A 13,312-nucleotide genomic window follows, 5' to 3' on the forward strand; every position below is an offset into this window, starting at 1 on the left:
CAAGAACAGAGGTGCCCAAAAATGGTTGTAAACAACCCAGCTATAATCTCAACCCTTGGTGTCAGCTTTTCTTTCGAAACAGACGGATTTCGTCGTGCCCGGGGTGTGCTGTGATGGCGACAATGTTGGCCAGTGTTCAGAACCGCGAGGAAGCCGAACTCGTCTTTCAGAGCGGTGCGGATATCATCGACCTGAAGGATCCGGCAAATGGGGCGCTTGGTGCCGTTGATCCCGCCAAAGTATTGGAAGTTATTGATTTTGTTGACGGGAGGTGCGCGGTCAGTGCCGCCTGCGGCGACCTTCCGATGGACCCTGAAATCATCAGGATGGTGACCGAGCGTTTTGCTGCCACCGGAGCCGACTATATCAAGATCGGCTTTTTTCCGTCTCCGGAGTTGAATGGTTGCATAGAGGCACTGAGATCTCTTGCTGCGCACAATAAATTGATCGGCGTATTGTTTGCCGACTACAAGGACAGATATGGCAGTGATCTGTTTGACCGGCTGAAGGCAAATGGCTTCCACGGTGTAATGATTGATACCGCAGACAAGTCCAGGGGACGTTTGCTGGATCATATGGCGCCCGATCAAATCGGCAGTTTTATCAAGGAAGGCCAGGCGCGCGGATTAATGGTCGGAGTGGCGGGATCGCTCGAAGCTCCGGACGTTCCCCGGCTTCTGGCTTATAGTCCGGACTATCTCGGTTTTCGCGGTGCGCTCTGTTCAGGGCGGGATCGTACTGCAGCCATCGATCTCAAAGCCGCAATAAAAATACGCGGCCTCATTCCGGCCGTGCAGGAGAATGGGCCAGCCAAGGTCGACTACAAGCTGCTGGCTGCCCGCGGATATTATCCCGATCCGGCAAAGGCCGGACTTGGCACCGATAAAATATTTGTTCGTGCCTTTGTCCTGTCTGTGCAGATCGGGGCATACAGCTTCGAGCACGGGAAATCCCAAAATGTCAGTTTTGATGTCACGGCTGATGTTTTGCGTGTAACCCGCAACCCCGAAGATATGCGTCATGTTGTATCCTATGATCTGATCATGGACGGTATTCGCGCTATTGTGGCGCGTGGACACGTGGAACTGGTAGAAACGCTTGCGGAGCAGATCGCTTCCTTCATTCTTGAAAATCCGCGGGTTACCCACGTTACGGTGCGGGCGGAAAAACTTGAACTTGGCGCCGGGGGTGTCGGCGTGGAAATCGAGCGCAAAAATGAGATAAAAGCTCCATTGGTCAAGCCGAGGGGCGCTCCTGTCCAGATCGGGCGCAAATCGCCATGAAACCTGTCATCGTGAAACTCGGGGGGAGCACGGCCGGAGAAACGCAGATGCAACACTGGATCGATGCCATCGCGAATGCGGCATTTCCGGTTGTTATCGTGCCAGGTGGCGGACCATTTGCAGACCAGGTGCGGATATCGCAGCGCCGGCTCGATTACTCCGATCAGGCGGCCCATGCCATGGCGATCCTTGCCATGGACCAATTTGGCATTGCCATTGCGGAACGTCATCCTGACCTGCGTATGGCGCGCACGGTTCACGAAATCAAGGCATTGCTCGATAGGGGGCACACGCCGGTGTGGCTTCCCTCGGCGATGACGATCGGTGCCGCCGATATTCCCTGTTCGTGGGACATCACCTCGGATAGTCTGTCTGCCTGGCTGGCTGGTGTCTTGAGCGCTGACGATATGCTTCTCGTCAAGCAGACGGATGAGTACCAGCATTATTCAACGGTCGAGGAGCTTGCAGCGGCCGGCATTGTCGATGGTATGCTGACGGCAATGCTCACCGGCGATATACGCGTTCATATTGCCGGGCCGCAAATCCTGAATTGGCTCGATTTGCCGTTGACGAGGATACCGAGCAGTTTAATCCTGCAGGACAGACAAATCGAAGCGATGAGCGTGCGATGACCCGACTGCATACACCGCGCTGGGCTTGGGCGCTGACAGGCTCAGGACATTTCTTTATCGAGAGTTTCGAACTGATCCGTACGCTCAGGCATTGCGATGTCTTTGTCTCAAAGGCGGCCAATGAAGTGTTGCGTATGTATAAACTTGAACTGGACTTTCCCGCCACGACGCGCATTCTCCATGACAAGACCGCAAGTTCCGTCCCCGTGGGCGGGTTTTATTCGGGTGTGTATCATACGACGGTCATTGCCCCGGCTACCTCGAACACAGTGGCAAAGTGCGTGGCCGGTATATCGGATTCGCTGCCGACCAACGTATACGCGCAAGCGGGAAAATGCCGGATACCAAGTATCGTTTTCGCCTGTGATACTGCGCCGGAACTTGAAACGATGGCCCCCGGCGGCATGGTAAAGGTCTATCCGAGACCGATTGATCTTGAGAATACGGAAAAACTCAAGCACTACGAACGGACGCTGGTTGTCGAATCCCTGGCCGAGCTGGTGGAGGTGATCGAACGCCGTCAAAGCGAGCTTGGTGGTGATGAGTGAACACCTGATTTTCATTACCGGACATCTGGCCCATGCGCGGCTGGAGCGCATTCTTGCGGGCATCGAAACGTCTGCCTTCACTTATGAGATTGTAGACATAGGGGTCAAGGTTGCCGCCCTGATGACCGAAGATATCATCGTGAGGCGCCTGAAAATACCAATCAAAGCCGACCGCATCATTCTTCCGGGCCGCTATCGCGGCAAACTTAACAGTTTGAGCCAGCACTACGGTATTGCGTTCATGCGCGGTCCCGATGAAGTCGCTGATCTGCCGGCCTTTCTCGGGCGGGCAGGAAAGCCGGTGGATTTATCCGGCCACGATATGCGGATATTTGCTGAAATTGTCGATGCATCATCGCTTTCCCTGGATGAACTTATGCGGCGGGCAATGCAGTTGGCCGAAGCCGGCGCCGATGTGATTGATCTGGGGTGCCTGCCTGAAACACCCTTTCCGCATCTTGCCGGTGCCGTGCGCAGCCTGAAGAACAAGGGCCTGTCCGTCAGTGTTGATTCAGCCAATGTCGAAGAACTGGAGACGGGCGCGGCGGCCGGTGCTGATTTTCTTCTCAGCCTGACCGAACACACCCTGCCACTGGCCACCAGATATCCGGTTACGCCGGTTCTCATTCCCGCCGATGCCGGTGATCTTGACTCCCTTGGCAGGGCAATCACGGCTGCGCAGGCCGCAAAGATCAGCTTCATTGCTGATCCCGTGCTGGACCCAATTCACTTCGGTTTCAGCCAGTCGATCGGGCGGTTTTTGGAGGCACGCCGCCGCTGGCCCGCCATTCCGATGATGATGGGTACAGGCAATCTTACCGAACTTACCGATGCCGATTCATCCGGTGTCACCGCTCTGCTTGCAGGCATTTGTTCGGAGCTTTCGATCGGCAATGTACTGGTGGTCAATGTCAGTCCGCACACCGTGCGTACCGTCGAGGAGCATGATCGCGCCCGCCGTATCATGTTTGCGGCCAAACAGGATCATTCCCTGCCTCGCGGTTATGATGCCGGGCTGCTGCAGGTGCATGACCGCAAACCCTATCCCAGCAGTGTACAGGACATTGCCGGCCTGGCCGCTGATGTGCGTGATGCCAACTTCCGGATCATGACGGCGCCTGATGGCGTGCATGTGTTCAATTCCAGGGGGCACAGCGTGGAACAGGATGCATTCGAGTTTTTCCCCGCTCTGCGTGTTGAGGCAGATGGCGCGCATGCGTTTTATCTGGGCGCGGAATTAACAAAGGCCGAGATCGCATGGAAACTTGGCAAGCGCTATAGTCAGGACGAACCACTTGAATGGGGTGTGGGTACACCGGGCAAACCACAAGATCGCCTCAGGCTGGCGAAAGCGGGACATACGCTTCGTGGAAAAAAGGATAAGACGACTTGACCTATATCAGGGAAACAATCGTCACGACCATGAGTGGCGAGGGCGTTGTCCACATTGCGCCGCTGGGCATTATCCAGCACGATCAAGGCTGGATAATAGCACCGTTCCGGCCCTCAAGAACCCTGGAAAACCTGGCGACCGTGCCTTTTGCCATAGCCAATTACACCGATGACATGCGAATTTTCGCCGGTTGCCTTACCGGCCGCAAGGACTGGCCGACGGTCCCGGTAGATGATTGTCCCGTTCCCAGACTCAAATCAGCCCTTAGCCACTCTGTCCTCGAAGTGGTTTCCGTTGAAAATGATGAATTGCGGCCCCGGCATGTCTGCAAGGTTGTATCGGAGGCGATACATGCTCCCTACACGGGGCTGAACCGGGCCAAGGCAGCGGTTCTGGAGCTTGCCATTCTGGTCAGCCGCCTGCAAATGCTGCCGTCCGAAAAGGTTGCGGCAGAGATAGACTATCTGAAAATCGCTGTCGAAAAAACCGCAGGTCCGGACGAGCTTGAGGCATGGTCATGGCTCATGCAAAAAGTCACGGATCAGCAAGAAGCAGGTTGATGGCGAAGTGAAATCACGACTCCAGGTGAAGTGAGCCGAGAACGGCGACTGCCGCGGCCGGAGCCGCTTTAGTGGCGGCCTCACGGGCATTGTCGCTTACCGGTATCAATGTGCCAAAATCAAGATAGGGCCGGTTTAATCGCCTGGCCAATGCAGCGACCTGCGGACGGCCGATCCCTGCACCCACCACGGGGGCGGAGCGATCAGGTCCAAGTATTTGTGCAACACGAAAAGCGCCGTCGTGGATCATGCGCAACTGGTGCTCGCTGAACCAACGTGCAATCTCCATCCATTCTTGATCATCGAGATCGCTGCGATCGCGTCCAACCATTCTGGCTATGCGCTCCATGGAGTCCGCCAGAGTTTTCGGCCGGCGGTCGGCGGCCGGATATTTGTCATCCGTCTCTTCAAGCGTGCCCAGGATGCGGCCAATGTCGGCGGTGTTGGCGAAATATTCATTCATCAGGGGCGTCATGGCACCGCGCACCGGAACCAGTGCTGCTATGCCGATGAGTGCCGAACGGGAAAACCCGGTGTAGACCAGCTCGCCGCTGAGCAGTCTCTCGGCATCCGTATAGCCGATATTGGCCAGTTCAGAATTCTTAAATGCCAGAATATCCGTTGTCGTCGAGCCCATATCAACAAACAGGCCATTGCCGGCCAACTTCGCGGTGAGCGAGGACGTGGCGTGCCAATTGGCCGAAGCAATGTCGCCGCCCAGTTTGCGCGCGACGTCAATTGTGCAGAAATCCGCGCGGCCAGCGTAAATCAGTGTGTTTTTGCTGCCAAACTCTTCTTCGATAAAATCAAGCAGGGCTGCGATGCCCGCATCCCGCGAAGCAAACGTATCGGAAAGTTCACCGGTCATGGTAAAGATATTGAACACATCTTTTTGCGGTGCAGGTTGGATTGCACGCAGGGCATTGCGCGTTTGATCCAATCCCAGCCACAGAGGTGTTTTGAAAATTTCAGCCGAAACGATCATGCCGTTTTCGCAGCGCGCCATCTTGAGATGTGCACCACCAATATCCCAACCATTGATCAGGGGCTTTCTTTCGTTGGCAAATCGGGATTTCATGGACAGACTATTCCTTGGATTCTTAACGTGCATATCATTCCGGTACTCGACATTAAAGATGGGTTTGTTGTTCGTGCTCGCATGGGTGAACGCGATTGCTATCGCCCCATTGAGACACCTTTGAGTCAAACGGCCGGGCTGCTGGATGTCGCCAACGGCTTGCGGACAGTCTATCCATTCGAAGCATTTTATATTGCCGACCTCGACGCAATTTTGCACCGTGACTCAACAGAAACCGTATTGGCCAGGATTGAGCCTCTCCTCCACAGCTACAAAATATGGCTCGATGCCGGTTTTTCGCAGTTGCATCAGTTTGAGGCAATTTTGGCCAAGAGGGGAATCTGTCCCGTTCTTGGGTCTGAATCTCAGCAAGATGCATCACTGCTTCGAGCTTTGCGCGGCCACGCACAGTTGATTCTGTCGCTGGATTTTCGCGGTGATGAGTTTATCGGACCTTCATCCATTCTTGAAAGCAATGCAGACTGGCCCGCGCGCATTATCGTTATGACCCTTCGGCGCATTGGAGCCGGTCTCGGGCCGGATTTCGACCGGCTAAAAGCAATCAAACAAAGAGCCGACGGGCGCATTGTCATGGCTGCGGGTGGTATCCGAAATATCGACGATCTCGAGCGCCTGGAGGAGATGGGCATTTCCGGCGCGCTCGTGGCGACATCACTGCACAATGGAACATTGAACCGGCAGACGATTGCCGGTCTCCTCACGTAATTGCGGTCAGACAAGGATTGGGAAGAAATTGCCATTTCCCCCCGATCTTCAGTTCAAAAACCCAGACGTTTTGCCAACCGGCGCAACAGGCCATCGGATTCGGAAGAGGGCGAACTCTGTGCGGGGTTGTCTCGTGTCTAGGCGCTGAATGGATGCTTGACTGAATCGCGCGCGGCAGTTGCTTCTGCCGCTGTAGGCTTTCCGGTCACCGCCCTTTCGATGGCTTCCTTGGTCGCGCGATAGTTGAAGTCCTGGATTTTGGCATCATCCTCAGCTTCCCAGTGAATGAACACACCAACGCAGATAAAGACATCATCGGCTTCGTCAGCCGGGATCGTGCCATCGGCAACACTGTCCTGAACGGCCTTCGCCACAGCATGCTGTGCGGGACCGAACATCTGGACAGCCTGCTTTGCTCCCTTGATGGTCACCTTGTTGAACAGGATCGTGTTCGGTTTGCAGGCCATATTGGGCGCTATGACCGCAAGAAGAGACGTAAACCCGTCCTTATTGTTGGTCAGAGCATTACAGAATGCTGTTTCAACTGCGCTGCCACGCGGTCCGATCAACAGATCGATATGCGCAACTTCATTCCCATCGCCAATCAGCGATTCGCCAACCATAACTTTATTGATTTTTGCCACGGCCAAATTCCTCCCTAAACCGTTTCCAAAAGGTATGTCCAAAGACGCCGTACCTCGAGACACGACTCTCGATGGACAGCTATCCTTGTTCACAGCACCCTTGGATGGGGTCGGTTGGCCAGATAGCAGCAGATGAAATCCGCTGCTTAAATTCAAGCATTTACATGGCCATTATGCAAGAGCCAGTTGAGCTTGAATGCAAAAAGGCATGCCACGGTCAGGTCTGCCGATGTTCCAGGATTGACGTTTGCAGCCTTTAGCCTGGCATCAAAGGAAAGGAGCAGTTTTTCACGCTCCCTGCCATCTTGAACGACCCGGACTTTATCCAGGATTTGCTGTGCTTCATTTCTGGTCTGTTCAGCGATTGCGACATTGTGCTTGCGAACGATGTGACTGTCCACAAAGTTTGAAAGGAAATGAAGGTAGACGAAAACGGTCGGCCACATGCCCTGCTCACCGCAGTCCATTGCAGCCATATGTGCCCGAAGGCCTCCATCAAGAATATCGGAAAAATCGGTCACATATTGCCGAGCGATCATGTCGCGATCCGCGGCAGCTCCCATTGCTTCCAGCAGTGATACGTCGGGCGCATCGTTGACATCGTGCTCGGGCACCGAACCAAGCCCGCCGGGGCGCGCATGCACAATGGCGGCAAATATATTGCGGGCGTCGTCTGTACCCAGGTTTTGAAGGGTCGCCTTTATCCCGGTTTCAAGGTCGCCCGCCGGCATTTCAGCAGTTTTCGCCAAAGGCGCACAAAGGAGAAGAATTCCAAGATTGGTGTTCGTACCGACCTTGAGCGATGTCGCCTTGACGGCATCCAGAACCCGCTCTCCAACGGAAAGGGCGCGATTGGATATCGGGGCTGCAGACACTTGTGCACTGGCCAGGAACTGCCGGGCAGTCATACGGTGGCCATCGGCAAAACGATGCACATTGCCCGGCTTCAGAGCCTCGATTTCCTGATAGCAGGCATAGATGTAGGCTTGCCTGACCTGTTGCCTCGTCAAAGTCACGCTGCAGGTCTTTCGGATAATCCTGGCGCAATCATGGAGACAAGGGCATCCGCAATGCTTTCCGCGATCCGTATGGGAACGACAGACTGCAACCCGGTCCAGGCGGGCATGCTGTTCACCTCGAGAATGAGAAGCCTGCCATCCGATGCTGGAATAATATCAACTCCGGCAAAGTCGGTCCCGATGGCGGCAGATGCGGCAAGAGCCAGCTTTTCCAACTCCGCCCGCAATGGTCCGACGACCGTCTGCCCCTTGGCGCCCTTGGCGATATTGGTTATCCAGCCTTCGGCGCGGCGTTCCATCATGCCGAGCACCTTACCGGCACAAGTGAAAACCCGGTAATCGCAGTAAGGTGCACCCGATCGTGCCACGAAACGCTGCAGATAATAGACATCGTCGATTTCTTCCGGATCGGGCAGATCGTCAATGTTATGGATAAGCCGGATACCGCGCCCCTGCGAGCCGAAAAGCGGTTTGAGAACCAGTGGTCCCCTGGTCAGTTCGCGTTCGGCCACTGCTTTGGCATTGGCGAGGCTTTCCACGGCAAAGGTTTCAGGAGTCGGCAGGCCAGCCTGTGTAAGAAAGAATGTGGTCGTGGATTTGTCGACGCATCGCTCGACGGCTTTCGCCGAATTCCACACGGGCACGCCGAGATGAGCCAGCGCATGCAAAACGCCAAGTCTGCGGGTGATGGCTTCAAATGTTCCTGAAGAAATCGAACGCACGATAAAAGCAGCCGGCAGAACGCCATTCATGCCCGGGATCGCAATGCCGGAGGGGTAGCGACTGTCAAAGCCGATATCCGAAAGCGGATAGGTCAAAACGGTCACGCCACGCTTACGCAGTGCTGTCCGGAGTTCCCTGACCTGCCGGTCGATCCGGTCGGAAAGAATGAGTATCGTTTCTGCCATGATCTGCTGCCCTAACCCAGTGATCGCTCAAGCATTTTTTGGTGGATGCTGCCGTTACGGAAGGTATCGCCCGTTTCAATCGCCGTGACAATGACCCGGGCAGGACTGAAAAGACGCGGATCTATGGCATAAAAGTCCCCCTTGAACTTCTTGAATGTATCGGCGAATGGCTGGCCGTGATCGTGTGAGGTATGGCTGGGCAGCTGTTCGGCCAGTCGGTGGGCAGCGTTCGAATCGCCCTTCACGAACAATTGGACAGTTCCGCCATAGATAATCGCATCATTCGTCCTGCCCATGGCCGTCAGGAAATCCGGATGCGGGGCGGGAATGGGGGCTGTGCCAATACCGTCGACAATATCATTCAAGGCAAACCCCAGATCATGCGCTTTGTGCATGGCAACTTCGAGCACACGGCCAACGATCTGCACGGCCCCCGTGAGGCTTTGCGTTGGAGCATAGATGAACGTCAGCCCATCGGGGGCAATGCCAGTTGCCTTGGAAACTTTGTCGACGACGGCAGGGGGTGGGGGGGTTGCCGTCTCCAGGATGACAACCGAAGCTCTTGCATCGGGTTCGCGATAATCGATTTCCTGGAATAGTGGCTCGACACGCGCCAGTGCACGTGCCGGACCGGAACCCATGGCGAAATATTCTTCATGCGAGAGATTCCACCCCGCATACTGGCTCGCAAGGCATGCAAGGACGGGTTGTGACGAGCGGACTGTAATGGCGCAGGGCCACGGGTCATTGTTCATCACCATTGATACCGTGCCGAGCCCGCCCAAACAGATTTCGACAATGCGCAGCCCGGCCTCAATACCACCTTGGCAGTTTGCCCCTGCATCTATCAGCTGTTCGCCGAGACTGCCGCGGCTGTGCAAAATACCCAGCCTGGAAGCGTCCTCAATCATCCTGCTGGTCAGTTGTTGCGCGCTTTGATTCAAACAGGCGTGGCCATTTTTCATCGATAATCCTCCCTCCAGTTAACCGCGATCTGTTTGATGCGGTCCTTCACGGCTTTCATCGCTGCAGAAGCGGAGGGAGCCGTGGCAAAGACTGTACAAATGGGATCTCCAGCCTGTAGTGCGGTCCCCGATATTTGATGATCGGCAGTAAAAACTGGCCAGTTGACATCGGGAAACGAGCCTAGCGCCTTGTCGGCATAGGCGATCCCCGATGCAGTGGAACCCGCATAGGACGGAATCCGAATATCCGATCCAATTGTCGCGCGCATATGCTCCAAAAGGAGCGGCGTCTCTTCACAGTCGAAAATGTCAAGCGTTGCTCCCGGGCGCGGATTGATTTCAATGAGATGCAAGTCCCGATCATCGATGAAGTCGGCGCTGCACAATCCAACGAGACCGGTTGTCTCAACCAAGGCACTGAGCCAGGCTTCAATCAGCGCCGCTTTTTTTCTGTCGTAACGGCCGAGCCGGACCGCACCGCCATAACGGAAGGGAGTTTGGTTGGTTGGAGAAACCCATTGGCGACTGAAACCGATCATGTTGGCCCTTTTACGATCAGCCAGAAACAATGCCGAAAGGTTTCTGCCGGATACAAATCGCTGATAGTAATGCTGCCGACCGACGGAGCTGTCGCGCGCCTGCCTGACGTGAGAGCCGCCTGCGGCGCCTGAGCGCTTTACGAGCCAATTTTCTAAATCGCTGGGAGCTTCAAAAGCGGTTGCCGGATGCGGAATGCCAATTTGGCGGCACAACCGTTGCAGATTGACCGGATCTTTTACCGCTCGGACGGTCTGCGTACTGTTGCCGGCAACGGCAAATCTGCTCGATACTGCATCGATCATGCCCGGATTAGCCTCAAATCCGGAACCGTAGATGAGTGCTGTCGGCTTTTCGTCGCCCGCCAGTTCTTCCAACGCTTCAAGAAGCGCAATTTCCCCGATTCCATCCTGCAGGCTTCCAGAGAGCTTGATCGCCCGCTCGGCAAGAGCCAGCGTATCGCTGTCGTTAAAGAGATCGGCCACCAAGGGGCGCAGCCCTGCTCGCCGCGCTGCTGCCGCCAGAGCACGTCCCGAAACAGCGGCAATCAGAACCGCGCTATTTGGCAAGATCGCGAGCAAGGGTAAACGCATCCCGGAAATCATAGATGACAGGTTTCTTCGCCTTGATCATCTGTTCGAACAAACCAGCTTGAGTCTTGTATTTGATGTTGCCGATCGCGAGTGCACCAATGCCGACGGCATTGGTCGCATTGAGCGGTTCGCCATTTGCGTTGACCTCAAGGCCCTCAATGCCTGCCGGGGGGACAGCATTTACATCTGCCGCCACAAGAAGCGCGGTTGCTGCCTCCAACTGCGCCGTTGATAGGACCTGCACACCGGCTTTCGCCGCCGCCAGGATGACTTGCGCCTCCTGCAGGATTGATTTCTTGCGGGGCTCCGTCGAACCGTCCACTGGATCCACTGTTACATTGAACCTGGCTTTCATGGAGGCGGCGAGCGTCTTCACGCGTTCCATTCCATCGTGCCCGACGATCGTGACCTTTGCACCGTGTTCCGCCGCGATGACGGCTGTACAGTATCCGACGACACCAGTTGCACCAAAGATCGCAATTCTTGTGTCTTTCATATTGCGGTCATGATATTTCGCGAGGGCTTTTTCAACCTTGGCAACCATAGCTGCAGCGGTGGTAAAGGACCCTGCCGGATCGGCAAACACCGAGATGGCAAAGGGCGGAACCATTGCTTTTCTTGCCGCGTTGAGCATGTCGAGCGCGACTGGCGCATCTTTGCCGGCCAAAAATATGCCTGTCGCGACGCCCGCATCGGGAGGGCGGGAGAAGATGGCATCCTGAACAAGATTTCCGACATCAGCAAGAGCAACATCGGTATAGGCCATCACCGAGTCATAACCTGCGTCGAGCGCCATATTGACGTCAAATGGGCTCATTTGCCGGAGAGGTGTCAGCATGTGGAGAATCGTCTTGCGGCTCAATTTTCCGTTCCTTAACAATGGTGGTGCCCATGGTTCAGGGTCAGGTTACATCTTAGGCTCTGGCGAGGTTCAAGAGAGTATGGGTTATCTCGGCACCCGCATTTCTGCCCGCCACGATCTGGATTCTTGTCCCGGGGTCGGGAGTGATGCTGTTTACGATATGCTCTGCTTGCGTCTGCGAAGCGGCAAAGGCAAAACCTGTCGGCCCCCACGAGCTTTGACCAATCCCGGTTGCACCCGCCTGTGCCAGCCGGTGAATTGTGGCTTCAACGCTTCTGCTGGTAAAGATGCCGCCCTGCGCAGGAGCGAAATATCTTCCGATTTCATCCTGAATGGCCTGAACGGCCTGTCCGAAAAGTGGAAGGTTCCTTTCCATCAACGCGGGCATTAAGCTCAAGACGACATGGCGACAGATTAAAGCTGATATATCGACGGGAAACGGTGGCAGCGTCTTGAATGCTTCGATTTCCTCCTCGCCGTGGATGCCCTGCGTCGAGGTGTCGAATACGAGAATGATCCGCCATGTTTCGGGGAAGGCAATACGGGAGATGACTGTTGGCGCGGCGCTTCCATGTCCCTTGCCTGCGTCGATGATGACGCCCCCTTCATCGAAAGCAGCAATTCCTATTCCCGAACGTGAACCGCGCCCAAGCAGTATTGCATCGTTGACGATATCGGGTTCGAAATGGTGCAACCTGCGCAGTGCAGCCGAAATGGCAAGTGCAATTTGGGTGCCTGACCCCAACCCGATATGACTGGGGATCGTACGATGGACTGTCACATGATGATGCGCAGCTATGCCAAGATGATTGCAAAACGTTGTCATGTGCTGTGCCACCCGGATCGCCTCGGCACCATGGATTTCCGGCTTTGACGCCCGCGCAATGGTCACAACGGTGGCGATATCCTCTATAGGCAAGCCAACACTGCCAAAGCGGTCCCCGCTCGCGCGCGGAATATCGAGGAAGCCGAGATGAAGACGGGCAGGGACTTTGATCGTGACGGATTCCGACATTTGCTTAATTTACACAATCTCAAAATCGGGCCCTGCAATATATGATATCGTCTTTCCAACAAGGCGCAAGAGTGTTGAACGAACAATCGGGAGGATCGATGATGGCGAAAGAAACAGACAGTCTAGGGCCCAGGGAAACAGTTTATTCCGAAAGCGAGATTATGGCGCGCCTTGCAAGGGATCTGCCGCGCTGGCGTTACGAGAACGGTTGGATACGCAGAAAGTATAAGACTCATAGCTGGAAATCCACGCTCATGGTGATCAATGCAGTTGGCCATCTTGCAGAAGCCGCCTGGCATCACCCCGATCTGAAGGCGTCCTATGCCTGGGTTGAAGTGCTTTTACAAAATCACGAGGCCAAGGGCATCACCGACAAGGATTTTGAACTTGCGATGAAGATCGAGGCGGTTGTGCAATGGCAACCAGGCAAGGAAGGGGGAGCCCTTGAAGGCACGCCTCCTGCCGATCAGCGCTTTGCCTATGTCAAGTACGACTAATTCGCAGATTTTCTGTACAGGCAGGGTTCACATTCGCAAAAAACCAGATAAG

At 55.2% G+C, this 13,312-nt stretch carries 15 protein-coding genes; 7 read left to right on the forward strand and 8 right to left on the reverse strand.

All coding sequences use genetic code 11. The annotated features are described in order from the left end of the window. Positions 1 to 113 precede the first annotated feature (113 nt). The 5 genes from ACYJL1_RS23645 to ACYJL1_RS23665 are packed head-to-tail and all read left to right on the forward strand — an operon-like array spanning position 114 to position 4,416. Positions 114 to 1,283 carry a (5-formylfuran-3-yl)methyl phosphate synthase gene (locus tag ACYJL1_RS23645; RefSeq protein WP_460899540.1) on the forward strand — a complete coding sequence of 390 codons (1,170 nt, stop codon included), beginning with the start codon at positions 114 to 116 and terminating at the stop codon, positions 1,281 to 1,283. Next, a complete protein-coding gene (locus ACYJL1_RS23650) occupies positions 1,280 to 1,915 on the forward strand; it encodes an amino acid kinase family protein (RefSeq protein WP_460899541.1) in 636 nt (211 codons plus the stop codon). Before ACYJL1_RS23645 ends, ACYJL1_RS23650 begins: the two co-directional genes overlap by 4 nt. Further along, positions 1,912 to 2,463, forward strand: a complete 552-nt coding sequence (locus tag ACYJL1_RS23655; RefSeq protein WP_460899542.1) for a flavoprotein — start codon at positions 1,912 to 1,914, stop codon at positions 2,461 to 2,463. The genes ACYJL1_RS23650 and ACYJL1_RS23655 overlap by 4 nt, the downstream gene beginning before the upstream one ends. Next, entirely contained in the window at positions 2,456 to 3,856 is a 1,401-nt protein-coding gene (locus tag ACYJL1_RS23660) for a DUF6513 domain-containing protein (protein ID WP_460899543.1), read from the forward strand. Before ACYJL1_RS23655 ends, ACYJL1_RS23660 begins: the two co-directional genes overlap by 8 nt. Beyond that, positions 3,853 to 4,416 (forward strand): DUF447 domain-containing protein, encoded by a 564-nt coding sequence (locus ACYJL1_RS23665; RefSeq protein ID WP_460899544.1) that lies wholly within the window; start codon positions 3,853 to 3,855, stop codon positions 4,414 to 4,416. Before ACYJL1_RS23660 ends, ACYJL1_RS23665 begins: the two co-directional genes overlap by 4 nt. A gap of 13 nt (positions 4,417 to 4,429) precedes the next feature. On the opposite strand, the gene ACYJL1_RS23670 is transcribed toward ACYJL1_RS23665, so the two are convergent. Then, a complete protein-coding gene (locus ACYJL1_RS23670) occupies positions 4,430 to 5,494 on the reverse strand; it encodes a hydantoinase/oxoprolinase family protein (RefSeq protein WP_460899545.1) in 1,065 nt (354 codons plus the stop codon). A 27-nt stretch (positions 5,495 to 5,521) separates the two neighbouring features. Here ACYJL1_RS23670 and ACYJL1_RS23675 point away from each other — a divergent pair, with 27 nt between their 5' ends. Next, a complete protein-coding gene (locus ACYJL1_RS23675) occupies positions 5,522 to 6,220 on the forward strand; it encodes a HisA/HisF-related TIM barrel protein (protein WP_460899546.1) in 699 nt (232 codons plus the stop codon). Between the two features lie 137 nt (positions 6,221 to 6,357). Here ACYJL1_RS23675 and fae read toward each other — a convergent pair whose 3' ends face one another. From fae to ACYJL1_RS23710, 7 genes are all read right to left on the reverse strand, one after another. Then, positions 6,358 to 6,864, reverse strand: coding sequence for a formaldehyde-activating enzyme (gene fae, locus ACYJL1_RS23680; protein ID WP_115054086.1), 507 nt, complete (start codon positions 6,862 to 6,864; stop codon positions 6,358 to 6,360). 152 nt (positions 6,865 to 7,016) lie between these two features. Next, positions 7,017 to 7,880, reverse strand: coding sequence for a triphosphoribosyl-dephospho-CoA synthase (locus ACYJL1_RS23685; protein WP_460899547.1), 864 nt, complete (start codon positions 7,878 to 7,880; stop codon positions 7,017 to 7,019). Beyond that, positions 7,877 to 8,791, reverse strand: a complete 915-nt coding sequence (locus ACYJL1_RS23690) for an ATP-grasp domain-containing protein (protein WP_460899548.1) — start codon at positions 8,789 to 8,791, stop codon at positions 7,877 to 7,879. The genes ACYJL1_RS23685 and ACYJL1_RS23690 overlap by 4 nt, the downstream gene beginning before the upstream one ends. Positions 8,792 to 8,802: 11 nt before the next feature. Next, positions 8,803 to 9,756: a methenyltetrahydromethanopterin cyclohydrolase gene (gene mch, locus ACYJL1_RS23695; RefSeq protein WP_460899549.1), complete on the reverse strand. Its 954-nt coding sequence runs from the start codon at positions 9,754 to 9,756 to the stop codon at positions 8,803 to 8,805. Then, positions 9,753 to 10,886 (reverse strand): ATP-grasp domain-containing protein, encoded by a 1,134-nt coding sequence (locus ACYJL1_RS23700; protein WP_460899550.1) that lies wholly within the window; start codon positions 10,884 to 10,886, stop codon positions 9,753 to 9,755. The genes mch and ACYJL1_RS23700 overlap by 4 nt, the downstream gene beginning before the upstream one ends. Further along, positions 10,852 to 11,748, reverse strand: coding sequence for an NAD(P)-dependent methylenetetrahydromethanopterin dehydrogenase (locus ACYJL1_RS23705; RefSeq protein ID WP_460899551.1), 897 nt, complete (start codon positions 11,746 to 11,748; stop codon positions 10,852 to 10,854). The genes ACYJL1_RS23700 and ACYJL1_RS23705 overlap by 35 nt, the downstream gene beginning before the upstream one ends. A gap of 52 nt (positions 11,749 to 11,800) precedes the next feature. Continuing rightward, the gene (locus ACYJL1_RS23710) at positions 11,801 to 12,763 is read right to left on the reverse strand and encodes a beta-ribofuranosylaminobenzene 5'-phosphate synthase family protein (RefSeq protein WP_460899552.1); all 963 of its coding nucleotides are present in this window, start codon (positions 12,761 to 12,763) and stop codon (positions 11,801 to 11,803) included. Positions 12,764 to 12,861: 98 nt separating this feature from the next. On the opposite strand from ACYJL1_RS23710, the gene ACYJL1_RS23715 reads away from it, so the two are divergent. Then, positions 12,862 to 13,260: a 4a-hydroxytetrahydrobiopterin dehydratase gene (locus tag ACYJL1_RS23715; protein ID WP_460899553.1), complete on the forward strand. Its 399-nt coding sequence runs from the start codon at positions 12,862 to 12,864 to the stop codon at positions 13,258 to 13,260. Positions 13,261 to 13,312 lie beyond the last annotated feature (52 nt).

This window comes from Phyllobacterium sp. K27, from assembly GCF_054796155.1.